This window comes from Kitasatospora sp. McL0602, from assembly GCF_052076145.1.
Classification (GTDB): Bacteria; Actinomycetota; Actinomycetes; order Streptomycetales; family Streptomycetaceae; genus Kitasatospora.
In genome coordinates this window covers 7,562,723-7,586,344 of sequence record NZ_CP197246.1, presented here as the reverse complement: position 1 = coordinate 7,586,344, position 23,622 = coordinate 7,562,723, and the positions used below count along the sequence as shown (strand labels likewise).

General features: G+C 72.1%; 22 protein-coding genes. 4 read left to right on the top strand and 18 right to left on the bottom strand.

From position 1 onward, the window contains the following. Positions 1-19: 19 nt before the first annotated feature. From hypE to ACR68M_RS34270, 15 genes are all read right to left on the bottom strand, one after another. Positions 20-1,114: a hydrogenase expression/formation protein HypE gene (gene hypE / locus ACR68M_RS34340; protein ID WP_441248080.1), complete on the bottom strand. Its 1,095-nt coding sequence runs from the start codon at positions 1,112-1,114 to the stop codon at positions 20-22. Continuing rightward, on the bottom strand, positions 1,107-2,231 hold the full coding sequence (gene hypD / locus ACR68M_RS34335) for a hydrogenase formation protein HypD (protein WP_441248079.1): 1,125 nt from the start codon (positions 2,229-2,231) through the stop codon (positions 1,107-1,109). The genes hypE and hypD overlap by 8 nt, the downstream gene beginning before the upstream one ends. Then, on the bottom strand, positions 2,228-2,533 hold the full coding sequence (locus ACR68M_RS34330) for a HypC/HybG/HupF family hydrogenase formation chaperone (RefSeq protein WP_441248078.1): 306 nt from the start codon (positions 2,531-2,533) through the stop codon (positions 2,228-2,230). The genes hypD and ACR68M_RS34330 overlap by 4 nt, the downstream gene beginning before the upstream one ends. 54 nt (positions 2,534-2,587) lie before the next feature. After that, the gene (gene hypF, locus ACR68M_RS34325) at positions 2,588-4,933 is read right to left on the bottom strand and encodes a carbamoyltransferase HypF (protein WP_441248077.1); all 2,346 of its coding nucleotides are present in this window, start codon (positions 4,931-4,933) and stop codon (positions 2,588-2,590) included. Next, entirely contained in the window at positions 4,930-5,742 is an 813-nt protein-coding gene (gene hypB, locus ACR68M_RS34320; protein ID WP_441248076.1) for a hydrogenase nickel incorporation protein HypB, read from the bottom strand. Before hypB ends, hypF begins: the two co-directional genes overlap by 4 nt. A gap of 3 nt (positions 5,743-5,745) precedes the next feature. Next, positions 5,746-6,144 carry a hydrogenase maturation nickel metallochaperone HypA gene (hypA, locus tag ACR68M_RS34315; protein WP_441248075.1) on the bottom strand — a complete coding sequence of 133 codons (399 nt, stop codon included), beginning with the start codon at positions 6,142-6,144 and terminating at the stop codon, positions 5,746-5,748. A 173-nt stretch (positions 6,145-6,317) separates the two neighbouring features. Continuing rightward, on the bottom strand, positions 6,318-6,419 hold the full coding sequence (locus ACR68M_RS34310; RefSeq protein WP_441248074.1) for a DUF6893 family small protein: 102 nt from the start codon (positions 6,417-6,419) through the stop codon (positions 6,318-6,320). Further along, positions 6,404-6,988, bottom strand: a complete 585-nt coding sequence (locus ACR68M_RS34305) for a hydrogenase maturation protease (protein ID WP_441248073.1) — start codon at positions 6,986-6,988, stop codon at positions 6,404-6,406. The genes ACR68M_RS34310 and ACR68M_RS34305 overlap by 16 nt, the downstream gene beginning before the upstream one ends. Beyond that, positions 6,985-8,403, bottom strand: coding sequence for a hypothetical protein (locus tag ACR68M_RS34300; protein WP_441248072.1), 1,419 nt, complete (start codon positions 8,401-8,403; stop codon positions 6,985-6,987). Before ACR68M_RS34300 ends, ACR68M_RS34305 begins: the two co-directional genes overlap by 4 nt. After that, positions 8,400-9,086, bottom strand: coding sequence for a DUF6084 family protein (locus ACR68M_RS34295; RefSeq protein ID WP_441248071.1), 687 nt, complete (start codon positions 9,084-9,086; stop codon positions 8,400-8,402). Before ACR68M_RS34295 ends, ACR68M_RS34300 begins: the two co-directional genes overlap by 4 nt. Beyond that, positions 9,083-9,715, bottom strand: coding sequence for a DUF5947 family protein (locus ACR68M_RS34290; RefSeq protein ID WP_441248070.1), 633 nt, complete (start codon positions 9,713-9,715; stop codon positions 9,083-9,085). The genes ACR68M_RS34295 and ACR68M_RS34290 overlap by 4 nt, the downstream gene beginning before the upstream one ends. Further along, complete coding sequence (locus tag ACR68M_RS34285; RefSeq protein ID WP_441248069.1) at positions 9,712-10,278, bottom strand: hypothetical protein; 567 nt, start codon at positions 10,276-10,278, stop codon at positions 9,712-9,714. The genes ACR68M_RS34290 and ACR68M_RS34285 overlap by 4 nt, the downstream gene beginning before the upstream one ends. After that, on the bottom strand, positions 10,275-12,053 hold the full coding sequence (locus ACR68M_RS34280; protein WP_441248068.1) for a nickel-dependent hydrogenase large subunit: 1,779 nt from the start codon (positions 12,051-12,053) through the stop codon (positions 10,275-10,277). Before ACR68M_RS34280 ends, ACR68M_RS34285 begins: the two co-directional genes overlap by 4 nt. A gap of 76 nt (positions 12,054-12,129) precedes the next feature. Further along, positions 12,130-13,218 (bottom strand): hydrogenase expression protein HypE, encoded by a 1,089-nt coding sequence (locus ACR68M_RS34275; RefSeq protein ID WP_441248067.1) that lies wholly within the window; start codon positions 13,216-13,218, stop codon positions 12,130-12,132. A 215-nt stretch (positions 13,219-13,433) separates the two neighbouring features. Beyond that, a complete protein-coding gene (locus tag ACR68M_RS34270) occupies positions 13,434-15,167 on the bottom strand; it encodes an enoyl-CoA hydratase-related protein (RefSeq protein WP_441248066.1) in 1,734 nt (577 codons plus the stop codon). Positions 15,168-15,387: 220 nt separating this feature from the next. On the opposite strand from ACR68M_RS34270, the gene ACR68M_RS34265 reads away from it, so the two are divergent. Beyond that, a complete protein-coding gene (locus tag ACR68M_RS34265) occupies positions 15,388-17,403 on the top strand; it encodes a transglycosylase domain-containing protein (protein ID WP_441248065.1) in 2,016 nt (671 codons plus the stop codon). Between the two features lie 51 nt (positions 17,404-17,454). On the opposite strand, the gene ACR68M_RS34260 is transcribed toward ACR68M_RS34265, so the two are convergent. Continuing rightward, positions 17,455-18,717, bottom strand: coding sequence for a hypothetical protein (locus tag ACR68M_RS34260; RefSeq protein WP_441248064.1), 1,263 nt, complete (start codon positions 18,715-18,717; stop codon positions 17,455-17,457). A gap of 207 nt (positions 18,718-18,924) precedes the next feature. On the opposite strand from ACR68M_RS34260, the gene ACR68M_RS34255 reads away from it, so the two are divergent. From ACR68M_RS34255 to ACR68M_RS34245, 3 genes are all read left to right on the top strand, one after another. Further along, entirely contained in the window at positions 18,925-20,028 is a 1,104-nt protein-coding gene (locus ACR68M_RS34255; RefSeq protein WP_441248063.1) for a sugar ABC transporter substrate-binding protein, read from the top strand. Positions 20,029-20,041: 13 nt separating this feature from the next. Next, positions 20,042-20,821, top strand: a complete 780-nt coding sequence (locus ACR68M_RS34250) for an ATP-binding cassette domain-containing protein (RefSeq protein WP_441248062.1) — start codon at positions 20,042-20,044, stop codon at positions 20,819-20,821. Positions 20,822-20,898: 77 nt separating this feature from the next. Continuing rightward, positions 20,899-22,167, top strand: a complete 1,269-nt coding sequence (locus ACR68M_RS34245; RefSeq protein ID WP_441251790.1) for a sugar ABC transporter permease — start codon at positions 20,899-20,901, stop codon at positions 22,165-22,167. 45 nt (positions 22,168-22,212) lie between these two features. Here the strand turns inward: ACR68M_RS34245 and ACR68M_RS34240 are convergent, their stop codons facing one another. Together ACR68M_RS34240 and ACR68M_RS34235 are read right to left on the bottom strand one after the other, a co-directional pair. Then, positions 22,213-22,821: a hypothetical protein gene (locus ACR68M_RS34240; protein ID WP_441248061.1), complete on the bottom strand. Its 609-nt coding sequence runs from the start codon at positions 22,819-22,821 to the stop codon at positions 22,213-22,215. An 83-nt stretch (positions 22,822-22,904) separates the two neighbouring features. Continuing rightward, on the bottom strand, positions 22,905-23,375 hold the full coding sequence (locus tag ACR68M_RS34235) for a BP74-related protein (protein ID WP_441248060.1): 471 nt from the start codon (positions 23,373-23,375) through the stop codon (positions 22,905-22,907). Between the last annotated feature and the right edge of the window lie 247 nt (positions 23,376-23,622).

Here is a 23,622-nt window from a genome sequence, read left to right as displayed (position 1 = left end):
GCTACCTTGCTGCCGCGCCTCAGCAGATCCGGGGCAGCTGCTCCCCGATCGGGAGGTCGACGACCCGGGTGCCGCCCAGGGCGGTACGGGCCACGACCATGCCGGGGTGGTCCTCGACGCACTCGCCGATCACCACCGCACCCGCGCCGAGCGGGTGCGCGCGCATCGCGGCCAGCACCTGGTCGGCGTGCTCGCGAGGCACGAACGCGACCAGCTTGCCCTCGTTGGCGACGTACATCGGGTCCAGGCCGAGGATGGCGCAGGCGTTGGCGACCGGCGCGGGCACCGGGACACTGCGCTCCTGGACGACCACGCCGACCCCGGCGGCGGCCGCGATCTCGTTCAGCGAGGCGGCCAGGCCGCCCCGGGTGGGGTCGCGCAGCACGTGCAGGTCGGGCGTGACGGCGAGCATCGCCGCGACCAGGCCGCCGAGCGCGGCGCAGTCGCTCTCGATCTCCACGCCGAACTCCAGGCCCTCCCGGACGCTCATCACCGCGACGCCGTGCACGCCGATGTCACCGCTGACGATCACCACGTCGCCCGGGGCGGCCCGCTGGGCGCGCAGGTCGACACCGGGCGGGATGAGCCCGATCCCGGCGGTGTTGAGGTAGATGCCGTCCCCGTGGCCGGATTCGACCACCTTGGTGTCGCCGGTCACCACCTCGACCCCCGCCGCCCGCGCGGCCGCGCCGATCGCCTGCGCGACCCGGGCGACGGTCGCCATCTCGACGCCCTCCTCCAGGATGAAGGCGCAGGAGAGGTACGCGGCGCGGGCCCCGCTCATCGCCAGGTCGTTGACCGTGCCGTTGACGGCGAGGTCGCCGATGCTGCCGCCGGGGAAGAACAGCGGGCGGACGACGAAGGAGTCGGTCGAGAAGGCCAGCCGTGCGCCGCCCAGGGTGAGGGCCGCCGAGTCACCGAGCGTGGCGAGCGCGGGGCCGCCGAAGGCCGGGACGAAGATGTGCTCCACCAGCTCGGCCGACATCGCACCGCCGCCGCCGTGGCCCATCACCACCCGGGGGTGGTCCCGCAGCGGCAGCGGGCAGCTCCAGTTCGCCGGGTTGAGCGTGGGCCCGCCCTGGGGGGCGGTGAGCGTTCCGGTGGTGTCATGCAACGGGAGTCGCCTCCAGGGGCTTCGGCGTCACACCGAGTCGGCGGTACAGGTAGTAGGCGGCGCAGGCTCCCTCGCTGGAGACCATGGTCGCGCCGAGCGGGTTGCGCGGTGTGCAGGTGGTGCCGAAGGCCTCGCACTGGTTCGGCTTCAGCAGCCCCTGGAGCACCTCGCCGCTGCGGCACTGGGCGGGCTCGCAGGTGCGGATGCCGGTGACCTCGAAGCGGTGCTCGGCGTCGTACTCGCGGTACCGGGGCGAGAGCCGCCAGCCGCTCTGCGGGATGACACCGATGCCGCGCCAGGCCCGGTCGGTGACCTCGAAGACGTCGGCGAGCATCGCGCGGGCGGCGGGGTTGCCCTCGGGGCGCACCGCCCGCTCGTAGGCGTTGTCGACCGTGTGCTCGCCGCGCTCCAGCTGGCGGACGGTGCGCCGGATGCCCTCCAGGATGTCCAAAGGCTCGAATCCGGTGACCACGATAGGGACTTGGTACCGCCGCGCGAGCGCCGGGTACTCCTCGGTGCCCATCACGCTGCACACGTGACCGGCCGCCAGGAAGCCCTGCACCCGGCAGTCCGGCGACTGCATGATCGCCTCGATCGCGGGCGGCACCCGGACGTGCGAGACCAGCAGGCTGAAGTTCCGGATGCCGAGCTTGCGGGCCTGGTGGACGGTCATCGCGTTCGGCGGCGCCGTGGTCTCGAAGCCGATCCCGAAGAACACCACCTCCCGGTCCGGGTTCTGCTGCGCGATGCGCAGCGCGTCCAGCGGCGAGTACACCACCCGTACGTCGCCGCCCTCGCCCCGGACCTGGAAGAGGTCGCGGTCCGTGCCGGGGACGCGCAGCATGTCACCGAAGGAGCAGAAGATCACCCCGGGCCGGGCCGCGATCGCCAGCGCCTTGTCGATCACCTCCAGCGGCGTCACACACACCGGGCAGCCCGGCCCGTGGATCAACTCCACCTCGTCCGGCAGCAGTTGGTCGATTCCGTGTCGGATGATGGTGTGCGTCTGCCCGCCGCAGACCTCCATCAGCGCCCACGGCCTGGTCACCGTCGCCCGGATGTCGTCGAGCAGGCGGCGGGCCACCTCAGGGTTCTGGAACTCCTCCAGGTACTTCACGACAGGCTCCCGTCCACCACGGCGGTCTCGTCCGGTCGCCCGGAGAGGGATTCCAGGGGGTCGCCGAACTCCTCCTGCAGCAGGCCGAGTTCCTCGAACAGCCGCAGGGTCTTCAGTGCGGACTCCTCGTCCAGCTTCTGAAGGGCGAAGCCGACGTGCACGATGGCGTACTCCCCCACCCGGAGATCCGGCAGGTACTCCAGGCAGACGTCCTTCACCACGCCGCCGAAGTCGACGACGGCCATCCGGGTGCCGTCACGCTCCTCGATCTCCACGACTCTTCCGGGTACTGCCAGGCACATCGGGCTCTCCTCACGCTGTCCGCACACGATTCTGATTGCTCGTCACATCCGAGGTCACGTCACCTGTCGGGCCGCCACCATCACCTGGCCGAGGGCCAGCCCGCCGTCGTTGGGCGGCACCCGGCGGTGCCGCAGGACCTCGAAGCCGTCCTCGACCAGCCCGCTCGAACACCCGGACGACAGCAGCGCGTTGGCGAATACCCCGCCCGACAGGACGACCGTCCCCACCCCCTCGCGCTCCTGCACCTGCCCGCAGGCCTGGCGTACCAGCCCGGCCACGGCGGCGTGGAAGCGGGCCGCGATCACGCCCGGCCCGACGCCCGCCCGCAGATCGGCCACCACGGCGGCCAGCACCGGCGCCGGGTCGGCGACCGACTCGGCCCCGCCCCGGGCCGGGTCTCCCGGGCCGAGCCCGAACGAGTAGCCGGCCCCGGCATCGGCCCGGTACGCGGCCGCCTCCAGCTCGATAGCGGCCTGCGCCTCGTACCCGGCCAGGTGGCACACCCCGGCCAGCGATGAGACGGCGTCGAAGAGCCGGCCCATGCTCGAGGTCGGGACGCAGTTGAGGCCCCGCTCCAACTGGCGTGCCAGCAGCTCCCGTTCCTTCGGCGGACAGGCGCCGACGCACGGCAGGTCGGCCGCCCAGTCCAGCCCGGCGGCGTGCAGATGGGCCAGCGCCATCCGGTACGGACGGCGGACGGCCGCGTCGCCGCCAGGCAGTGGGACGTAACGGAGTTGGACCAGGCGGCGGAAGCCCGCGTAGTCGGCGAGCAGCACCTCACCGCCCCACACCGCGCCGTCGTCGCCGTAGCCCGTCCCATCGAAGGCGACGCCGATCACCGGCCGGCTGCCGTCCAGCCCGTGCTCGGCCATCGCCGAGGCGATGTGCGCGTGGTGGTGCTGGACGCGCAGCACCGGCCGCCCGGCGGCGGCCCGCTCCGCCCACCGGGCCGAGCGGTAGCCGGGGTGGCGGTCGGCGGCGAGCAGTTCGGGCCGTACGCCGGTGATGCTCCCCAACTGCCCTACCGCGCGGTCGAAGGCGCGCAGCGTCGCGAGGTCGTCCATGTCCCCGACGTGCCCGGACAGCCAGGCGCGGTCCCCGTCGGCCAGGCAGAAGGTGTTCTTCAGGTCTCCGCCGACGGCCAGCACGGGCCGTACCGGCAGCGGGAGTTGCACCGGGAGCGGTGCGTAGCCCCGGGAGCGGCGGACGAGCAACGGCTCGCCGTCGCAGATGCGTACCACCGAGTCGTCGCAGGGCACGTGGATCGGGCGGTCGTGCGTCAGCCAGCCGTCGGCGAGCGGCGCGAGGCGCTCCAGTGCGGCGGTGTCGTCGGTGACGATCGGCTCGCCCGCGAGGTTGCCGCTGGTCATCACGAGCAGCCGGGGGCCGGGCGGGTCGCCCGGCAGGCCCAGCAGCAGGTGGTGCAGCGGCGTGTAGGCGAGCATCACGCCCAGGTCCGGGCAGCGCGGGGCGACGGCCTCGGCCACGCCCCGGGCGCCGGGCCTGCGCCGCAGCAGGACGATCGGCCGGACGGCTCCGGTCAGCAGCTCCTCCTCCGCCCGGTTGAGTTCCACGAGCGGGGCGATGTCGGCGGGCTGCTGGGCCAGCACGGCGAACGGCTTGTCCCCACGGGCCTTGCGCCGCCGTAGCAGCGCGACCGCCTCGGGGTTCGCGGCGTCGCAGGCGAGGTGGTAGCCGCCGATCCCCTTGACCGCCAGGACGGCGCCGTCCGCCAGCAGGCGGCGGGCCCGCGCCATCGCCTCGCTGCCCTGACCGGCCGCGACGGGCCTGCCCTCCTGTGCGACCAGGAGGCTCAGTCGCGGTCCGCAGGCGTGGCAGGCCACGGGCTGGGCGTGGAAGCGCCGGTCCGCCGGGTCTGCGTACTCGCGTGCGCACTCGGCGCACATCGGGAAGGCGGCCATGGTGGTGGCCGCCCGGTCGTACGGGAGGCCGGTGACGATGGTGAAGCGCGGGCCGCAGTTGGTGCAGGTGATGAAGGGGTGCCGGTGGCGGCGGTCGGCGGGGTCGGCCAGCTCGGCGAGGCAGTCGGCACAGGTCGCGGTGTCGGGCGGGATGAGCGCCCGGCCGAGGCCGCCCGGCCGGGACGGGAGGATGGTGAAGTCGGAGCTGCCGGTGACAGCCAGCTCCTCGTGCGCGACGGACTGGACGTCGGCCAGCGGCGGGGCCTGGCTGGCGACCCGGGCGCAGAACGCCCCGAGGGCCTCCGGGGTGCCCTCGATCTCGACCACGACGCCGTCGCCGGTGTTCAGCACCTCGCCGGAGAGCCCGAGTTCGGCGGCCAGGGTGGAGACGAACGGCCGGAAGCCGACGCCCTGCACCACACCACGGATGAGCACCCGCAGCCGCTGCCGCCCGGCCGTCTCCAGCCCGACGGTCAAGACCGGCGCTCCGTCAGCGCAGGCGCGTGCTGGTGCTCGTGCCCGTGTTCGTGCCCGTGTTCGTGGCTGTGCTCATGCCCGTGCTCATGCCCGGGACCGTGACTGTGCCCGTGCCCGCCGGCCTGGCCGGCCATCACCGGCCGGTGCGGCGCCGCGCCGTCCAGCACCGCGACCGCCCGGTCGAGCAGCAGGCCGGCACCCAGCCCCGTCCGGGCCGAGGTGAGCACCACCTCCACGCCGGGGTTGACCCGCTCGACGTTGGCGCGGAAGGCGGCCTCGTCGAACTCGACCGCCGCCGCCAGGTCGGTCTTGGTCACCACGACCAGCTGGGCCAGCCCGAAGGCCGTCGGGTACTTCAGCGGCTTGTCCTCCCCCTCGGTCACCGAGGCGAGCGCCACCCTCAGCGACTCCCCCAGGTCGTAGGAGGCGGGGCAGACCAGGTTGCCGACGTTCTCGACGAACAGCAGTCGCGTCCCGTCGGGGAGCCATCCGGCCAGGTGGCCGCGCAGCATGCCCGCCTCCAGGTGGCACAGGCCGTCGGTGAGCACCTGCTTGACCGGCGCGCCCGAACGGGCCAGCCGCAGTGCGTCGTTCTCGGTCGCGAGGTCGGCGGTGAGGGCCGCGACCGGCAGGCCGCGCTCCCGGGCGAGCCCGAGCTCCGCCTCCAGCAGCGCGGTCTTCCCGCTGCCGGGGCTGGAGAGCAGGTTGACGGCGATCGCCCCGCGCCGCGCGAGCGCGGTGCGCAACTCCTGGGCGCCCGCGTCGTTCTTCGCGAGCACCGCCTGCCGCAGATCGGTGGTCCTGCACATGGCTCAGCCTTCCTGGTCGACTCGGGCGGCGCCCCCGGCGGGGGCGGGCTCCGGACGACCGGCCCACCGGACGCCCCTGATCAGCAACTCCCTCCCGGCCAGCAGCTCGACCTCGGAGCCCGCGCAGCGCGGGCAGGTCAGCTCCGGCGGCATTCCGACGCCCCACTCCTGGGCGCACGGCCGGCACCGGGCGAGGCCGGGGATCTCCTCGGTGACGAGTGCGGCACCCTGCAACACCGTCCCCTCGCAGGCGAGTTCGAAGGAGAAGGCGAGTGCCTCGGCCACCACCCCGGCGAGTTGGCCGACCTGGAGGTGGACGGCCTCGACGCCCGTCGCCCCCTCGGCCACTGCGGCCTGCTCCACCTGCTCCACGACGGCCATCGCGAGCGACATCTCGTGCATCGGCCTCACTCCCGTACGTGGTCACCGAGTTGGACCGCTCGCCGGGTGGGGCGGGCGGTCCGATCGGCTCCATTACAGGGCGCGCCACCGCCGGGGGCGGGCAGCCGCGCCGACGGTGCACCCGGGGCTAAGCCATTCGCCGCAATGCAGACCTACGGCCGGGCGGGCCCGGCTCACATCGCGCGGATCCGCAGGTAGCGCTTGATGTCGGGCAGGTTCTGGTACAGCACGGCGACAGCGCACCCGCCCAGCCCGATGATCAGGATCTTCCACATCGTGATGCCCCGCTCTCTTCTCGTCCTCCGGCCCGGTCGCCGGCCACTTCCGCCATCCGTCCTGGACGGTCGGCGAGTTCGTCCCGCAGCACCTGGAGGATCATCGCGACGGCCTCCTCGACGGCGGCGGCCACCGGCTCGCTGAGCCCGATGCCCTCCTCCAGCGAGAGCGGCTCGCAGCCGACCACCAGGACGCGTTCGGGCGCCGTGCCGCCGGTGCCCGCGCTCAGCGTGTCCAGCAGGGCCAGCACGGCGTCGGGCCCCATCCGGTGCCCGTCCAGCGCGGGTGCCTCCAGCTCGACTGAGCCTGGTGCGGCGGCCTCGATCAGATAGACCGTCCCGGGTGGCCCGCCCCGGGAGGTGGCGTCCACCAGGACCAACGCGCGGTAGCCGTCCAGCAGTTGGTAGGCGAGGTGCACGCCGCGCACCCCGACGTCGAGGGTCTCGACGTCCGCCGGCAGCGGGTGCCCGGCCAGCCGTCGTACGGTCTCGACGCCGAAGCCATCGTCACCGAGGAAGATGTTGCCGACCCCGGCGATCAGGACGCGCCCGGCCTTCGGCGTGCTCACTCCCCCTCCAGCGGGGTGACCTCGTCCGGCTGGAAGTAGAGGAAGCGGCCCTGGTCGCGCCAGAGGTCGGCCCCCGGGTCGTCCTCGACGGTCACGGCCAGGTGGGTCGTCCCGTCGACGTCGTGGACGACCGCCTCCACCAGGGCCGTGCGGCCGTGCAGGAAGAAGTCCTGCGCGTCGGTGCGGCGGCTGCCCGGCTTCAGCCGGACACGGCTGCCCGCGCCGACCGAGCGGCCGTCGATCTCGATCCGGTCCTGCCCCGGGTCGACGGCGGCGTCACTCGCCGGGTCCCACCAGGGCTTGTCCGGTTGCAGGTCGGGGGCGGCGGGGGCGGTCACGGCGACGGGGATCGGCTCCGGCTCGGTGATGTCGCGCAGTGAGCGGACCGCGCCGTGCAGCCGTTCCCACATCTCGGGGGGCATCGAGTCGGCGAGGTCGATCACGGCGCCCGCGCGGGCGTCGGTGCCGCGCGCCTCCCGCTTCTCCTGATCGGTGAGGGCCGTGGTGCGCAGCGCGAGGATCTCGTCGATCTCGGTCGCGTCGTAGAGCGCGCCGGGGCTCTCGGGGGCGACGGCGGGGTGGTCCTCCAGGATGATCGGCGAGGAGAGCAGCACGTCGGACCGGCCGGGCTCGCCCGCCAGCACCGGCCAGGTGTGCAGGTTGCGGCATTCGGCAGCGGCGCCCTTGGCCCACTCCGGCGGGTCGGTCATCGAGAGAAAGGTGCCCGCGTCGAGCCCGAGCAGCAGGTGGGCGGAGACGAGCGAGCGCGGCAGGGCCGCGTCGCGGTCGGCGCCGTCGGTGGGCGGCGTCCAGCTGCAGGCGTTCTCCAGCTCGACGGTGAGCCGCTGGACGGCGTACGGGCCGGGGACGTCGGTGCTGCGCGCCCGGACCAGGCCGTCGACGCGCTCCCGGCGCAGCAGCAGCCGCCCGGCCGGGCGGTCGCCGTCGTGGACGGGCTCGGTCTGCTGCTGGGCCGGCCGGCTGAACGGGACGACGACGCCTTCCCCGGACAACTCGTCGACGGAGAAGGAGAGTTCGACGCGCTCCTCGACGCCCTCGTCCCAGGGTACGAGTACCCGGTCGGGCAGCTCCAGCGCCTCGGTGGTCTCGAACTCCCCGTCGGGAAGTGCTTGTTGCACCGTCCGCCGCTGGGCTCGCAGGAAGCGGACCTCGACGTGCAGCCGTGCTCCGGCGCGCGGCTCCATCAGGCACTCGGTGCGCTGGGCGGAGTGCTCCCCCTGGTCCGCCCCCCAGGACGGCGGGACGAGGACGCCGAACTGCCAGCGCAGCCGGTTCTTGGCGGCCGACGCCCGGTAGGGGTAGAGGACGTAGCCCTCGAAGAGGACGGCGTCGGCGATCTGCCGGGCGGCGGCGAAGCGTGGTTCCACCGCAGCTGCGGCGGTGCTCGTGGTCACGGTGTGACCCCTTCGGTGGTCAGGAGGGCGGCAGCGCCGCCGAGGGTCAGGGGTTCGGCCCCGGCGGCGTCCAGCAGGGAGCGCAGGGTGGCCTCCCAGGAGGTGAGGGCGTGCCGGGAGCGGTAGGCGAGGAGTGCCTCCATCGTGCCGTGCGGCAGCCGGATCCAGCCGCAGCCGGGGAAGTGCTGCTCGATCATCTGCTGCCAGACGGCGACCGGCAGGCCGCAGCGCGCTTCGCGGTCCCAGGGCACCGGCTCGACCTGGAAGCCCCCGGCGCCGGTGAAGGCCGTGCCGGAGAAGAGGATCAGCAGCGGCGCCTCGCCGTCCTCAAGGGCGCCGAGGTAGCGGGAGGCGGCGATGTCGGTGTCGTAGGTGCACGGCACCACGAGATCGGCCTCCGTCTCCCCGGTGAAGCCGGGGACGGTCAGCGAGACCTGGGCGAACTGCACGGGGTTCAGCGTGCTGCCCCAGCGGGAGCGTTCGCCGAAGAGGTCGGCGAGCCGTCCGCCCTCCTGGGCGCCGTAGCGGCGGCGGGCCGGCTCGATCCGCAGCTGGCAGTGCAGGACGAGCGCGTGGACGCGGGCGGCGTCCCCGGCGGTGATCCGCAGCCGGAAGACCAGGGTCGGCCCGGCCGCATACGGGTCGGCTCGGACTCCGGTGCAGCTGAACGTCAGCTCCGTCACGGGTGCACCTCCGTCCGCACCGTCCGGGCCCGGGTGCGGACGCGGTCGAAGAAGGCCGCGAGCTCGGCGCGGGCCTCGGCACCGCCGTCGAAGCCCTGCCAGTACAGCCGCATCCGGCCGACCAGTTCGTAGCAGACGTCGATCGGCAGCAGGAAGCACTCGCCCTGCCCGGGAGAGCGGCGCAGCAGCAGGGCCTCGACGTCGGGTTCGAGCTCGGCGGCGAGGGCGCTGCGTCCGAGCACCGCCTCCCAGGTCTGCGGGTCCAGCTCGCTCTCGGTCGCCCCGGCCGGGCTCGGGTAGAGCGCGACCAGGCGGTCGAGCGCCGCGTTCCGGAAGAAGAAGGCGGTGCTGACCGGGATCTGGAGCTGCTCCCAGGCGCCGTCGTCGAGCACGTGCGCCGGGTCGACGAGGTAACGGTCGGGCACGGCACGGTACTTGCCGTGCCCGGCGCCGTCCTGGGCGAACAGCACGGTGCAGGCCTGGCAGGCGCAGGTGAGCGTCCGGGACTCGGTGTCCACCAGGTGCCGGTGCGGGTCGCCCAGCGGCTGCGCGCAGAGTTCGCAGCGCTCGGGGCGCGGCGGCGCGGGTGCGCGCAGCCGGCGCAGGGTGCCGAGGCCGGGGCCGGTCACCTGGCCTCCGCCGGGGCCTCGGTGCGCAGGCCCGGACGGTGGCCGATCTGGAGCAGTGCCGGGGCGGGGCGGGCGGGCTCCGGCGTGTCCAGTTCGAGTGAGGTCACCTCGGGGGCGAGGTGGCCGAGCGCCGCCTCGAGGCTCTGCCGGGCGGTCTGCGCGGTGCTCGCGCAGCCGCACCCCGAGCCGCCACCGCCTTCCAGCCGGAGCCGGAGCGCCCCGGTGGCCGGGTCGAAGTGCTCGACCCGGGCGGGGTGCGCGGGTACGGCGGCCAGTGCCCGTTCGATCCGGGCGGTCACCTCCTGCGGGTGCAGGTCGTGCAGCGCCAGCAGTGCGGAGACCAGCTCGTCGTCGGCCAGTCGCGCGAGCGCTTCGCCGTGCTGCGCTCCGAGCAGGGTGACGACCCGGGCGAGGCCCGCGCCGTAGAAGTCCATCAGGACGCGGACGAGTTCCTCGGCCGCCGCCTGGGCGGCCGGGTCGGTGGAGAGCCCGTCGAGGAGTTCCTCGACCCGGCGCCCGGTCTGCTCCGCGCTCACGGCGGTCCGTGCCGTCGCGGCGCTCATCCGCCCATCCCGCTCAGGCCGGTGGGGACGTGCATCTTCTGCACCGTGCGGCCGTCGCCGACGTACATGTGGACGCCGCAGGGCAGGCACGGGTCGAAGCTGCGGACGGCGCGCATGATGTCGATGCCCTTGAAGTTCTCGGGGCTGTTCTCCTCGAAGATCGGCGTGTTCTGCACCGCGTCCTCGTAGGGGCCGGGGGTGCCGTAGGTGTCGCGCACGCTGGCGTTCCACGGAGTCGGCGGGTACGGGTGGTAGTTGGCGATCTTGCCGTCGCGGATCACCATGTGGTGCGAGAGCACGCCGCGCACGGCCTCGGTGAAGCCGCAGCCGATGCCCTCGTCCGGCACCTCGAACTTCTCCCAGGTCTGGGTGCGGCCCGCCCGGACCTCACTGAGCGCCTTCTCCGCGAAGTGCAGGGCCGCGCCGGCGGCGTACGCCTGGAAGTACGTCCGGGCGCGGTTGCGCTCGATCGCGTTGCTCCACTGCGGGATCTTCCACTCGAAGCTGGTCTCCGGCTTGGTCATGGTGCGCGGCAGGTTGATCTGCACGCTGTGGCCGGTCGCCTTGACGTACCCGAAGTCGACCAGGCCGGAGAGCGCGGTCGACCAGAGCCGGGCGAGCGGGCCGCCGCCGGTGTCGAGGGCGAGGTAGTCCTTGCCGTCGTACCAGCGCGGGCTCATCACCCAGCTGTACTTGTCGTCGAAGTTGCGCTTCTGCGGGGCGGGGATGGTGTGCTGGTTCCACGGGTGGCGCGGGTCGACGGGGTTGCCGAGCGGGTCGTGCGTGACGAACTGCTCCTGGCCCTCCCAGTCCTGGTAGTACGAGCTGCCGAGCAGGATGCGGATGCCCAGGTTGATCTCGGTGAGGTCGTTGGTGACGAGCTTGCCGTCCACCACGACGCCCGGGGTGACGAACATCCGCCGGCCCCAGTCGGTCATGTTGCGGTACGTGAAGTCGCAGTGGTCGGGGTCGTTGAGGCTGCCCCAGCAGCCGAGCATGATGCGGCGGCGGCCGACCTCCTCGTAGCCGGGCAGCGCCTGGTAGAAGAAGTCGAAGAGGTCGTCGTGCAGCGGCACGACGCGCTTCATGAACTCGACGTACCGCATCAGGCGGCTCAGGTAGTCGGTGAAGAGCTGGACGGTGGCGACCGTGCCGACGCCGCCCGGGTAGAGGGTGGAGGGGTGCACGTGGCGGCCCTCCATCAGGCAGAACATCTCCCGGGTGTAGCGGCTGACTTGCAGCGCCTCGCGGTAGAACTCGCCCTCGATCGGGTTGAGCGAGCGCATGATGTCGGCGATCGTCTTGTAGCCGTGGTCGCCCGCGTGCGGCGCCTCGGTGCGCTCGGCCAGCTCCAGGACGCCGGGGTTGGTCTCGCGGACCATCTTCTCGCAGTAGTCGACCCCGACCAGGTTCTCCTGGAAGATGTTGTGGTCGAACATGTACTCGGCCGCCTCGCCGAGGTTGATGATCCACTCGGCCAGGTGCGGGGGCTTCACCCCGTACGCCATGTTCTGCGCGTACACCGAGCACGTCGCGTGGTTGTCGCCGCAGATGCCGCAGATCCTGCTGGTGATGAAGTGCGCGTCGCGCGGGTCCTTGCCGCGCATGAAGACGCTGTAGCCGCGGAAGACCGAGGAGGTGCTGTAGCACTCCGCGACCTTCTTCTGCTTGAAGTCGATCTTCGTGTGGATGCCCAGGCTGCCCACGATCCGGGTGATCGGGTCCCAGGACATCTCGGTGAGGCCGTCGCCGGCCGGCTTCGTCGTCGGTGCCATCGTCTCTGTACTGCCTCTCGTCGTTCGGGGGAGGTCACCGGGCGGGAAGGCCGGCCGGCTGCAAGGCGTCAGCGGATCACCACGGCGGGCGGTAACCCGTCGTCAGCTTCTGGCCGGTGCGGCGCCACTTGGGCTCCTTGTCCACCGTCTTCGCCGTGATCGAACGCAGCCTGCGGATCACCGTGCCGTAGGCCGCACTGGCGGTGCTGGAGACCTTGCCGCCGGGCGGCTCGTCCATGAACGGCATGAACTTGTCGGGGAAGCCCGGCATCGTGCAGGCGATGCAGATGCCGCCGACATTCGGGCAGCCGCCGACGCCGTTGATCCAGCCCCGCTTGGGGACGTTGCACTTGACCACCGGGCCCCAGCAGCCGAGCTTCACCAGACACTGCGGGGAGCCGTACTCGGTGGCGAACTGGCCCTGCTCGTAGTACCCGGCCCGGTCGCAGCCCTCGTGGACGGTCGCGCCGAACAGCCAGGTCGGGCGCAGCTTGTCGTCCAGCGGGATCATCGGCGCGGCGCCGCTGAGCTGGTGGAGCAGGTAGACCAGGGTCTCGGAGAAGTTGTCGGGCTGGATCGGGCAGCCCGGCACGCAGACGATCGGCAGACCGGCCTTGGAGGTCCAGTCCCAGCCGAGGTAGTCGGGCACGCCCATCGCGCCGGTCGGGTTGCCGGCCATCGCGTGGATGCCGCCGTAGGTGGCGCAGGTGCCGATGGCGACGACGGCGGTCGCCTTCGGGGCGAGCCGGTCGAGCCACTCGCTGGTGGTGATGGGCTGGCCGGTGGCCGGGTCGTCGCCGAACCCGCACCAGTAACCCTCGGGCTTGATGGACTCGTTGGGGATGGACCCCTCGACCACCAGCACGAAGGGTTCGAGTTCGCCGCGGGCCGCCTTGAAGAACCACTCGACGAAGTTGTCCGCGCCCTGGACGGGCCCGCACTCGAAGTCGATCAGCGGCCAGTGCACCGCGACGGGCGGCAGACCGGGGATCTCGCCGGTGACGATCTGCTCGATGCTGGGCTGCATGGCTGCGGTCAGCGACACGGAGTCGCCGTCGCAGCTCAGGCCCGCGTTGATCCACAGGATGTGTACCGGCGCCGGTTCCTGGCCGGGCTGCGACGCACCGCTCCCGGCGGCGTCGGAGGTGACTGCTGTTGCACCCATGAGGATGCCTCCTCAAGAAACTGGGACGAGCCCGACATAACAGGCCCAGAATCTTCATACCAGCGATCCCGCGAGCCGGTTCGGCAAGCGCGGCCGGACACACCCCCGCAGCGCCCCTCTCCCACCGGTCGGCCGAACCGCCACGGGCCCCGGGAGGCCGGGGAAACCCACGGCCACCGGGCAGCCCGATCGGGTGACCGGCGGGCAGGGGCCGGCTACCCCGGCGCCGTCCAGCGGGTGTGCTCGCCCGCCAGGTGGGGCGGGGTGCCGACGGCGGGGGTCTTGCAGACGAAGGCCGAGCGCAGCGCGTGGTACGGCGCGCCCGGGGCGAAGTCGCGTCGCATCAGGGCGAGTTCGGCCGCGCGGTGGTCGGCGAGCGGGCGGTGCGCCTCGTCGCGTTCGCGGGCGGCCTTCTTCTCGCCGATGCGGCGTCGCAGCCCCTGGGCAGTGGCCAGCTGCCCGGCCAGCCGGGCGACCTCCGCCGGGAAGGCGCCGGGGGCCGCCGTGACCACCCGGTCGACCAGCCCTGCCCGCTCGGCCCGCGCGGCGGTGACCGGGAGGGCCTGCCCGGTGAGCCGGGCGGCCATCGCGGGGCCGACCCGGCGCGGCAGGGTGTAGGTCCAGTACTCCGAGCCGTGCAGGCCCATCAGGCGGTAGTGCGGGTTGAGCACCGCACCGTCGCGGCACCAGACCTCGTCGGCGGCCAGCGCCAGCATCGCCCCGCCCGCCGCCGCGTTGCCGCCGAGGGCGGCCACCACCAGGCGGTCGGTGGTGGTGAGGACGGCCTCCACCAGGTCGTTCATCGCGTTGATGTTGGCCCAGGACTCCGCCGACGCGTCGGCGGCGGCCTCGATCACGTTCAGGTGGATGCCGTTGGAGAAGAAGTCCCGGCCGCCGCCGAGCACCAGCACACCGGTCGGGCGGGCGCAGGCGTACCGGTAGGCCGCCAGCAGGCGGCGGCAGTGCTCGGTGCTCATCGCCCCGCCGGGGAAGGAGAACCGGAGGAAGCCGACCGGGCCGTCCTCGCGGTAGCGCAGGTCCGTCCAGGTGCGGCGCTGCCCCGGCAGCTCCAGCGGAGCGGGCACCTCGGGCAGTTCGGGCAGCGGCGGCAGTCCGGACGGGCGGCTGCCGAGGGCGAGGGTCGCGGGCAGCTTGAACGTCGCCGGGCCGTCCGGGCGGCGGCGCTCGCGCAGCTCGGGCAGCCAGACCGCGCCGTCCACCGTCGCCCGGCAGACCGCTCCGGCCCGGGTGGCCAGCAACTCGCCGGGCTCTCCACGGAGTTCGTCCTCCGGGTGGCCGCCGTGCAGGTACCACTCGCCGTCGAGCAGCTCGTCGAGCACACCGGGCTGCGAATCGGCCGCCCGGAGCCTGCGCAGCACCGTCGCGGTCGGGTCGGCGGCCCAGTCGATCCGCCGCACCGGCTGGCGCAGGTAGGGCCTGGTCCGCTCGGTGACCGGCCACTGCGGGCCGGCCTGGCGGCGCGGGCGGAACCGGCCCGAGGCAAAGCGCTCCACGGCGAGCCGGACGGCGCGCAGCGCGGCGTCCGAGACCTCGTTGCGGTAGAGGTCGCTCTTGCCGACGGGCGGCACGGTGAGGTGCGCGGTGGCCCAAACGTCGCCGCCGTCCATCACCTCACCGGCCTGGAGCACCGTCACTCCCCAGCGGCCCGCGCCGTCGTGGATCGCCCAGTCCAGCGAGGACGGCCCCCGGTCGCCGAGCGGGCCCGGGTGGACGATCAGGCAGGTGTGCGCCGACCAGACGTCGCGCGGCAGCGCCGTCCTGAGCATCGGGGCGACGACCAGCTCCGGCGCGAACGCCCGGACGGCCGCCCGGAGCGGGTCGTCCTCGCCGTGCAGGTGGACGGCCAGGGTGTGGCCGTGTTCGCGCAGTTCGGCGAACACACGCTGGGTCAGGCTGTTGAACGCGCTCGCGACGAGCAGGATCCGCATCGCACCCTCCCGGACGGCGCGGGCCTGCGCAGGCGTGCCGGCCCGCCGGTGCCGCGATCCTCCCCCCGCCGCCGGGCAGACCGGGCGCAGGCACTCCGACGGGTCACCCGGTCGGCCCGGTATGACCGCGATCACACTCCTCCGGTGGGTCGCCGGTGCAGCCCCGACGCGTCTGTGTGTACGAAGGGATCTGCCCCACAAGCGAATCGGAGACCGGACTGTGCGAGCTCACGAGAGTGACGGGGCCGAGGCGGAGAAGCCCGGACGGCGCCGGTGGCGTCCGTGGCAGCGCGTCGACTACCCGCGGAAGGGGCGGCGCGGGCTCCGCCGCTGGCTCCCGTCCTGGCGGCAGCTGCTCCTGGTGGCGAGTGCCGGGGCGCTGGTGCTGACGGGGTGGCTGACCTGGTTCTTCGTCACCACCCACGTCCCGGACGACCTGAACGCCTTCGCCACCCAGCAGAACAACGTCTACTACTGGGCGGACGGCACCGAGATGGCCCGGGTCGGCGAGATCAACCGGCAGGAGGTGTCGCTCGACCGGGTGCCGCAGTCGGTGCAGTGGGCCGTGCTGGCCGCCGAGAACGAGACCTTCTACTCCGACCCGGGGATCTCCTTCACGGGCATCACCCGGGCGGTCTACCGGATGGGCTCGGGCGGCGACACCCAGGGTGGTTCGACCATCACTCAGCAGTACGTCAAGAACAGCTATCTGAACCAGCGTCAGGACGTCTCCCGCAAGCTGCGCGAGATCGTCATAGCGGTCAAACTGGACCATCGGATGACCAAGCAGGACATCCTGGCCGGGTATCTGAACACCAGTTGGTTCGGGCGGGGCAGTTACGGCATCGAACGCGCTGCGGCGGCGTACTACGGCAAGGACGTCTCGCAGCTCAACCCGAGCGAAGGGGCCTTCCTGGCCGCCCTGTTGAACGGGGCCGGGCAGTTCGACCCGGCGCTCGGCCCGGAGAACCACAAGCGGGCCGAGGACCGGTGGTCCTGGATCCTCAACCGGATGGTGAAGGTCGGCAAGCTCTCCGCCGCCGAGCGCGCCACCTACACGGTGTTCCCCGAGCCGAAGCCCCAGCCGAAGGGGGTGGGGCTGAGCGGCCAGGTCGGGTACCTGGTGGACATGGCCAGGAACTACGTGGAGAGCCACACCGACATCACACCGGCCCGCTTCGACCTCGGCGGTCACCAGATCTGGACCACCTTCGAGAAGCCGAGGGTCAACGCCCTGGCCGCCGCCGTGCAGGACGCCACCAAGGACATCGACCCGCACAGCCGCGATGCCGACAAGCTCCTGCACGTCGGCGCAGCGTCGGTGGCCCCCGACGGGAGACTCCTCGCGCTCTACGGCGGCCCCGACTACCTGAAGCAGGGCTTCGACAACGCCAACACCTCGACGGTGCCGGTCGGTTCGGCGTTCACCCCGCTGGTGTACGCAGCGGGGCTCAGCCAGGGCGTGCAGCACAAGCGGGGCGGCGCCCGTACGCCGGTCCTGCCCAGCACCAGCTACGACGGCGACAACGGCGTGAACGTGATGACCCCGGAAGGACCGTACTGGGGGCGGGACGGGAAGATCGTGAAGACCGCCAACGACGGCAGGCGGAGCCTGGGCAGCGTCACCCTGCGGAGCGCGGTGGAGGACTCGGTCAACGGGCCGATGATGCAGCTCGGCATGGACGTCGGCCTGGACCGGGTGGTGAAGACCGCCACGGACCTGGGCCTGCTCCCCAGCAGCATGGGCGAGTTGGTGCCCGCCTTCGGGGTCGGGAACTCCACGCCGAGCGCGATCAGGACGGCCGACGCGTACGCCGCCTTCGCCGCGGGCGGCCGCCACACGGACCCGTACTCGGTGCTCAGGATCACCCGGAACGGCGCGCCGCTCGCGCTGCGGCTGCCGGCCACCGTGCAGGCACTGCCCGCAGCTGCCGCCGGGGAGGTGGACGCGGCGCTCAAGGGCGCCGTCCGCACCGGGAGCGCCACCTCGGCGGCGGAGGCCGGCCCCGGCCTGGCCGGGAAGCCCGGCACCACCACGGACCGTACGGCGGGCTGGTTCGTCGGCTACAGCGGGCAGGTGTCCACGGCCGTGACGGTCTTCCGGGCGGACCTGAAGGACCTGAAGCTGCTCTCGCTGGAGGGGCTGGGCGGCGCCGCCCCGGATGCTCCGGACTCCGCTCTGCCCACCCGGATCTGGACCTCGTACATGAAGACGGCCGGCGGCCAGGACAGGTGAGATCCGTCGGGGGTCGAGAGGCTGCGGGGGCCGCAGCCTCTCGGCCCTCGGTCACTTGACCAGGCGTGACCAGTCGGCGGGCTGGGCCGGGTCCAGCCCGCGCAGCTGGTCGAGGACCTTCGGGTCCTGGGCGTCCAGCCAGTCGGCGACCTGGCGGAAGGAGACGCAGCGGACGCCGTCCCGCTTGCACACGCTCTTCATCACGTCCTCGATGGCCTGCATGTAGATGCCGCCGTTCCAGGTCTCGAAGTGATTCCCGATGAACAGCGGGGCCCGACTTCCGTTGTAGACCCGCTCGAAACCGCTGAGATAGCTTTCGCGGGTCTGCTTCTCCCATTCTGCGTACTTCTTCGGATTGCCCTCGGTGCTGTCCCCGGACTGCCCTGCGAGGAAGTTGAAGTCCATCGAAAGGCCCTGGGTCGACTTGCCCGGAAAGGGCAGCAGTTGGAGCGGGAAGTTCCAGATACCGCCCTTCTTGCCGGGCCAGACCTGGAATTCACCCGGTGAACTGGCGTCGTACCGGAAGCCGTCCGCCTTCTCGGCCGGGAGCAGGTTCTTCTGCCCTTCCAGGCAGGGGGCACGGCCCCCGACGAGCTCCTTGGTGTAGTCGAAGGGCAGCGGCGGGAGGTCCTTGAAGCCGGTGTTGGTCTTCCAGTGGGTGACGAAGGAGACCGCCTGGTCGAGCTCGCTCTTCCACTCCTCGGTGCTCCAGTCGCCGCCGCCCTTGGCGCCGCAGAAGTGCCCGTTGAAGTGGGTGCCGATCTCGTTCCCGGCCTGCCAGGCCAGCCGCAGCTGCTCCAGGGTGTCCTTGACGTGGGCATCGGTGGGGAAGTCGATGGCGGCGGAGCCGACGTCGTGCTGCGGCGGGTGGTAGAGCGTGCGCTTGGACTTGGGCACGGTGTAGATGCCGCTCAGGAAGAACGTCATCTGGGCGTTGTTCTCCTCGCCCAGCTCGCGGAAGCGCGAGAACAGGCCGTCGTCGTTCTCCAGCGCCCCGTCCCACGAGAACACCACGAACTGCGGCGGCTTCTCACCGGGCTTCAGCTTCTCGGCCCTGGACTGCTTGGGCTGCGGGCCGGTGTCGGAGGTGGAGCCGTCGCCGAGCGCCTTCACCTGGCCGTCCCAGGTCGGCGACGGGCTGGGGCTGGGGCTCGCACTGGGGCTGCCGGACGGTGTGCCGCTCCGGCCGGCCGAGGAGCTGGCCGGAGCGGCCGCGGCCGGCCCGCTCTTCGAACCGGGGACTTCGGTGGCCAGGGCGAAGGCCGCGACGACCCCCACTGACAACAGGACGGTCACGCCGCGAGCAACCCGCACGATTCCACCGTTTCTCCGACATTCAGTCAGAACTCGTTCGAACACCAAGTCCTACCGCGACTTTATGAGAGAAATATGATCGGTTCGTGTGCTCGCACTGGGCCGGATGGGGGCAGTCTGAGCCCTTTCGGCGCAGCCTGCCTCGTGGTGGGGGCTTCCGGTTCGCAGACTCTAAGCCGGGGGCGGACCGACACTGGAGGCATCCTGATGAATGTGGTTCTGCGCCGTACCGTCCTGGCGACGGCCGTGACCGCCCTTGCCCTGGGCGCCGCCGCCTGTGGCAGCGCCAAGCAGTCGAGCGGCGGTGGGAGCAGCGCCAGCGGCTCGACCACCGCGCTCAAGATCGGGCTGCTGCTGCCGGAGTCAAAGACCACCCGGTACGAGCAGTTCGACCGGCCGCTGATCGAGGCGAAGATCAAGGCACTGGCCCCGAACGCCACGATCGACTACTACAACGCCAACCAGGACGCGACGCAGCAGCAGACCCAGGTCGACACCGCGCTCACCAAGGGCGACAAGGTGCTGATCCTGGACGCGGTGGACGCCAAGGCGATCCAGTCCTCCGTCCAGAAGGCGCACGACGCGGGCGTCAAGGTGGTCGCGTACGACCGCCTGGCCCAGGGGCCGGTGGACGCGTACGTGTCGTTCGACAACAACAAGGTCGGGCAGCTCCAGGGCCAGGCGCTGGTCACGGCGGTCGGGAGCAAGGCGGCGAGCGGGCAGATCATCATGATCAACGGCTCGCCCACCGACCCGAACGCCGCCCAGTTCAAGGCCGGTGCGCACAGCGCGATCGACGGCAAGCTCAAGATCGGCAAGGAGTACGACACCCCGGCCTGGGACCCGAACACCGCCAACCAGGAGGCCAGCGCCGCGATCACGGCGATCGGCGCGCCCAACGTCGTCGGGGTCTACTCGGCGAACGACGGCATGGCCGCCGGTATCGCCACCGCCCTCAAGGCCGCCGGGCTGAGCGTGCCGCTGACCGGTCAGGACGCGCAGCTGGACGCGGTGCAGCGGATCGTCGCGGGGACCCAGACCATGTCCATCTACAAGCCGTACAAGCCGGAGGCGGAGACCGCCGCCACCATGGCCGTCAACCTCGGCCTGGGCAAGGAGATCGACTCCTCGGTGGCCCCGACCACCGCGACCAGCGGCAGCGGCACCGCCGTCAAGTCGAACCTGATCACCCCGATCGTGCTGAACAAGGACAACATCAAGACCACCGTGGTGGCCGACGGCCTCTACACCGTGGCGCAGATCTGCACCCCGGACTTCGCCGCCGCCTGCACCGCCGCAGGCCTCCAGTAGCCGGGGGCGCGCGATGACATCCGGTCCGGTCCTGGCCCTGCGCGGGGTCTCCAAGCGGTTCGGCGCCGTCCAGGCGCTGACCGACATCGAGTTGGAGGTGAACGCCGGCGAAGTCGTCGCCCTGGTGGGCGACAACGGCGCGGGCAAGTCGACCCTGGTCAAGTCGATCGCCGGGGTCAATCAGCCGGACGAGGGTGTCATCGAGTGGCAGGGCAAGCCGGTCAGCATCCACCGGCCGCAGGACGCCCAGCACTTGGGCGTGGCCACGGTCTACCAGGACCTGGCGCTCTGCGACAACCTCGACGTCGTCGGCAACCTCTTCCTCGGCCGGGAGATCAAGCGCTTCGGCGTGCTGAACGAGGTCGAGATGGAGAAGCGCTCCCGGGCGCTGCTCGACACCCTGTCGATCCGCATCCCGAGCGTGCGCATCCCGATCGCCTCGCTCTCCGGCGGCCAGCGGCAAGTGGTCGCCATCGCCCGGTCGCTGATCGGCTCGCCCAAGGTGGTCATCCTGGACGAGCCGACGGCGGCGCTCGGCGTGGAGCAGACGGCCCAGGTGCTCGACCTGGTCGAGCGGCTCCGCGGCCAGGGCCTCGGCGTCATCCTGATCAGCCACAACATGGCCGACGTGATGGCGGTCGCGGACCGGATCGCGGTGCTGCGGCTCGGCCGCAACAACGGGGTCTTCGACCGCCGCTCCACCAGCCAGGAGGAGATCATCTCGGCCATCACCGGCGCCACGGACAACGCCGTGACCCGCCGCAAGGCCCGTGGCACGGAGGACACCCAGTGACCGACGACCCCGACTCCCCGCGCACCGAAGGCCGCTTCGACGACGGCTCCCGGCCGCACCACCTGCCGGAGGACTCGATGCCCACCGGCGGCGTCAACGCGCCGGTGCCGGTCGCCGCCGAGGCCACCCCGGCGGTGGACCCGCGCCTGATCGTCCGCCAGGAGGGCGTCAAGGGCTACCTCGGCGAGTTCAAGCGCCGGATCAGCAGCGGCGAGCTCGGCTCGCTGCCGGTGGTGCTGGCGCTGATCGTGATCTGGGCCGTCTTCGGGAGCCTGAACAGCAGCTTCCTGTCGGCCCAGAACCTCTCCAACCTGTCCCAGCAGATCGTCGGCACCGGGATGATCGCGATCGGCGTGGTCTTCGTCCTCCTGCTCGGCGAGATCGACCTCTCGGTCGGCTCGGTCAGCGGGCTGTGCGCCGCGATCTTCGCGGTGATGGACGTGACCCACGGCGTCAACCAGTGGGTGGCCCTCGTCTGCGCCATCCTCGGCGGCACCCTGGTCGGCCTGGTGCACGGCTTCTTCTTCGCCCGGATCGGCGTGCCGGCCTTCGTCGTCACCCTGGCGGGCAACCTGGGCTGGAACGGCCTGATGCTCCAGGTGCTCGGCGCCAGCGGCACCGTCAACCTGAGCGGCAAGGACATCGTCTCGCGGCTCTACAGCACCATCTACGGCCAACAGGCCGCCGCGTACGGGCTGGCCACGGCCGGTGTCGCGCTGTTCCTCGGCGCGGCGCTGTTGGACACCCGACGGCGGCGGGCCGCCGGGGTGCCCTCCCGGCCGGCCACCGACATCGCGCTGCGCACGGCGGTGCTGGCCGTGGTCGCGTACCTGGCCGCGTACACCCTCAACCAGTACAAGGGGCTGCCGCTGGCGCTGCTGGTCTTCCTCGTCTTCATCGTGGTGTTGGACTTCGTGCTGCGCCGCACCGGCTACGGGCGGAAGGTCTTCGCCCTCGGCGGGAACATCGAGGGGGCCCGGCGCGCCGGCATCAACGTGCCGTGGACCCGGACGACGGTCTTCATGATCTGCTCCACCATGGCCGCCGTCGGTGGGCTCTTCCTGGCCGCCCAGATCCAGTCCGCCAGTCAGACCTCCGGCGGCGGCAACCTGCTGATGAACGCGATCGCCGCCGCCGTCATCGGCGGCACCAGCCTCTTCGGCGGGCGCGGCTCGACCTGGTCGGCGCTGCTCGGCGCGCTGGTGATCAGCTCGATCCAGTCGGGCATGAACATCCAGGGCCTGAGCAACGCCATCCAGTTCATGATCACCGGCGCGGTCCTGCTCGCCGCCGTGGTCATCGACTCCCTCGCCCGCCGCACCCAGAAGGCCGCCGGCCGCGCCTGACGCAGCCGTCGCGCACGCGGCCCCGCCGGTCTCCGGCGGGGCCGCTCAGCAGTTGGTGGTGAGGACGAGGCAGACCACGCTGCCGTCGGGGGCGTACAGCTCCACCCCGTCCGCGTCACAGGCGCCCCAGACCCGGAAGGCGAGCAGGTTGGCGCCGGTCTCCTGGTCGGCCACGACCTCGACCACGTTCGGCACCCGCCCGGCCGCCTCGCCCTCGGCGAGTGCCGCCTCCAGCGCGTCGAGGTCGTGCCGGGAGCCGGCGCCCTCGCCCCACAGCACACCGATCTCCGGCCCGAACGGCTGGTAGTCCTGGTAGACCTCCTCGTACCGCCCGGCCTCCAGTGCCTCGGCGATCACCTCGGGCTCGGCCAGCGGAACGACCGTCAGACTCGTCCAGGACGGCGGGCGCCCCGCCGCACCACCCGGCTCCGGCTCCTCGACCACGCCCATGAACACCGGGTACCGGCCCCGGGGCACCGTGTCGTGCTCGTGCCACTCCGGTGGCGACGGAGCCGTGAAGGCCAGACTGCCCGTCACCGTGATGTCGCCCACCCGCCGGAAGCGGTGCCGCTCCCGGCTGCACGAGTGCTCCGCCAACTCGCCCCAGCCTCGCGCCAACTCGGTGATGCCGTCGAGTACGTCCTGTATCTCCATGTCCGGGGATTCTGCCTGCTCCCACCGACACACCCGCACCCGCCCGGCCGCCGGAGGCTCCGACGGCCGGGCGGGGTGACGCCTTACGGCGCGGTGATCTCGCGGGTCAGCTTCGAGTGCCAGGGGCACCAGGTCGACTTCGGCAGCAGGGCGCCGCCGACCTCGCCCAGGTGGGTGTTGACGTAGGAGATGCTCGCGTCGCAGACCTCCATGGCCATGCCGAAGAACTTCACCGAGTTCGGCGCGAGCTGGTAGCTCCACGGCTGGTTGTACGGGGCGGGCTGCTTGACGACCGTACCCATGACGCCGACGTTCTCGGTCTCCACGCCGCTCAGGATGTCCCGAGCCTGCTGGATCCTGACGGAGTCGGTGAGCTGGAAGACGAAGGTGTTCTTGCCGTCGGTGAACTCGAAGTAGGCCGCCGGCGCGGCCACGGAGATCGCCGCCTGGTCGGTGTTCTGCACCGCCTGCGCGGCCTGCGCGGGCTGGGCGAGGGCCAGCGCGACTATCGAGACCGCCGCGAGACTGCTGAGCTTGGTGATGGTACGTCGCATGTCCGGAACCTCCAGTGCCTGTCGGGCCGCGTCCACGGCCCGTCTGCAACGAACGCTAGCCAGAAAGCTAACGAAATGGTCTCCGGTACGCCAAGGGTGCCCCAAAGATCTCCCATGACATCACCAAGCCTGCCCCATAGGGCCGTTGTGGACCCGATGACCAGCGGAAACGCCGCACACGAGCTGACGGGCGGTCAGTTCGAGGTTTGCGGCGATCCTCCCAGGTCAGCGCCTCGAGTGCCCTTCC

Bases quoted from the DNA above. Each gene is read 5' to 3' on its own strand.
- ACR68M_RS34330 (WP_441248078.1), bottom strand. From the start codon at position 2,533: ATGTGCCTGGCAGTACCCGGAAGAGTCGTGGAGATCGAGGAGCGTGAC.
- hypB (WP_441248076.1), bottom strand. From the start codon at position 5,742: ATGTGCAGGACCACCGATCTGCGGCAGGCGGTGCTCGCGAAGAACGAC.
- hypA (WP_441248075.1), bottom strand. From the start codon at position 6,144: ATGCACGAGATGTCGCTCGCGATGGCCGTCGTGGAGCAGGTGGAGCAG.
- ACR68M_RS34310 (WP_441248074.1), bottom strand. From the start codon at position 6,419: ATGTGGAAGATCCTGATCATCGGGCTGGGCGGGTGCGCTGTCGCCGTG.
- ACR68M_RS34285 (WP_441248069.1), bottom strand. From the start codon at position 10,278: ATGAGCGCCGCGACGGCACGGACCGCCGTGAGCGCGGAGCAGACCGGG.
- ACR68M_RS34280 (WP_441248068.1), bottom strand. From the start codon at position 12,053: ATGGCACCGACGACGAAGCCGGCCGGCGACGGCCTCACCGAGATGTCC.
- ACR68M_RS34275 (WP_441248067.1), bottom strand. From the start codon at position 13,218: ATGGGTGCAACAGCAGTCACCTCCGACGCCGCCGGGAGCGGTGCGTCG.
- ACR68M_RS34270 (WP_441248066.1), bottom strand. From the start codon at position 15,167: ATGCGGATCCTGCTCGTCGCGAGCGCGTTCAACAGCCTGACCCAGCGT.
- ACR68M_RS34255 (WP_441248063.1), top strand. From the start codon at position 18,925: ATGAATGTGGTTCTGCGCCGTACCGTCCTGGCGACGGCCGTGACCGCC.
- ACR68M_RS34250 (WP_441248062.1), top strand. From the start codon at position 20,042: ATGACATCCGGTCCGGTCCTGGCCCTGCGCGGGGTCTCCAAGCGGTTC.
- ACR68M_RS34245 (WP_441251790.1), top strand. From the start codon at position 20,899: ATGCCCACCGGCGGCGTCAACGCGCCGGTGCCGGTCGCCGCCGAGGCC.
- ACR68M_RS34240 (WP_441248061.1), bottom strand. From the start codon at position 22,821: ATGGAGATACAGGACGTACTCGACGGCATCACCGAGTTGGCGCGAGGC.
- ACR68M_RS34235 (WP_441248060.1), bottom strand. From the start codon at position 23,375: ATGCGACGTACCATCACCAAGCTCAGCAGTCTCGCGGCGGTCTCGATA.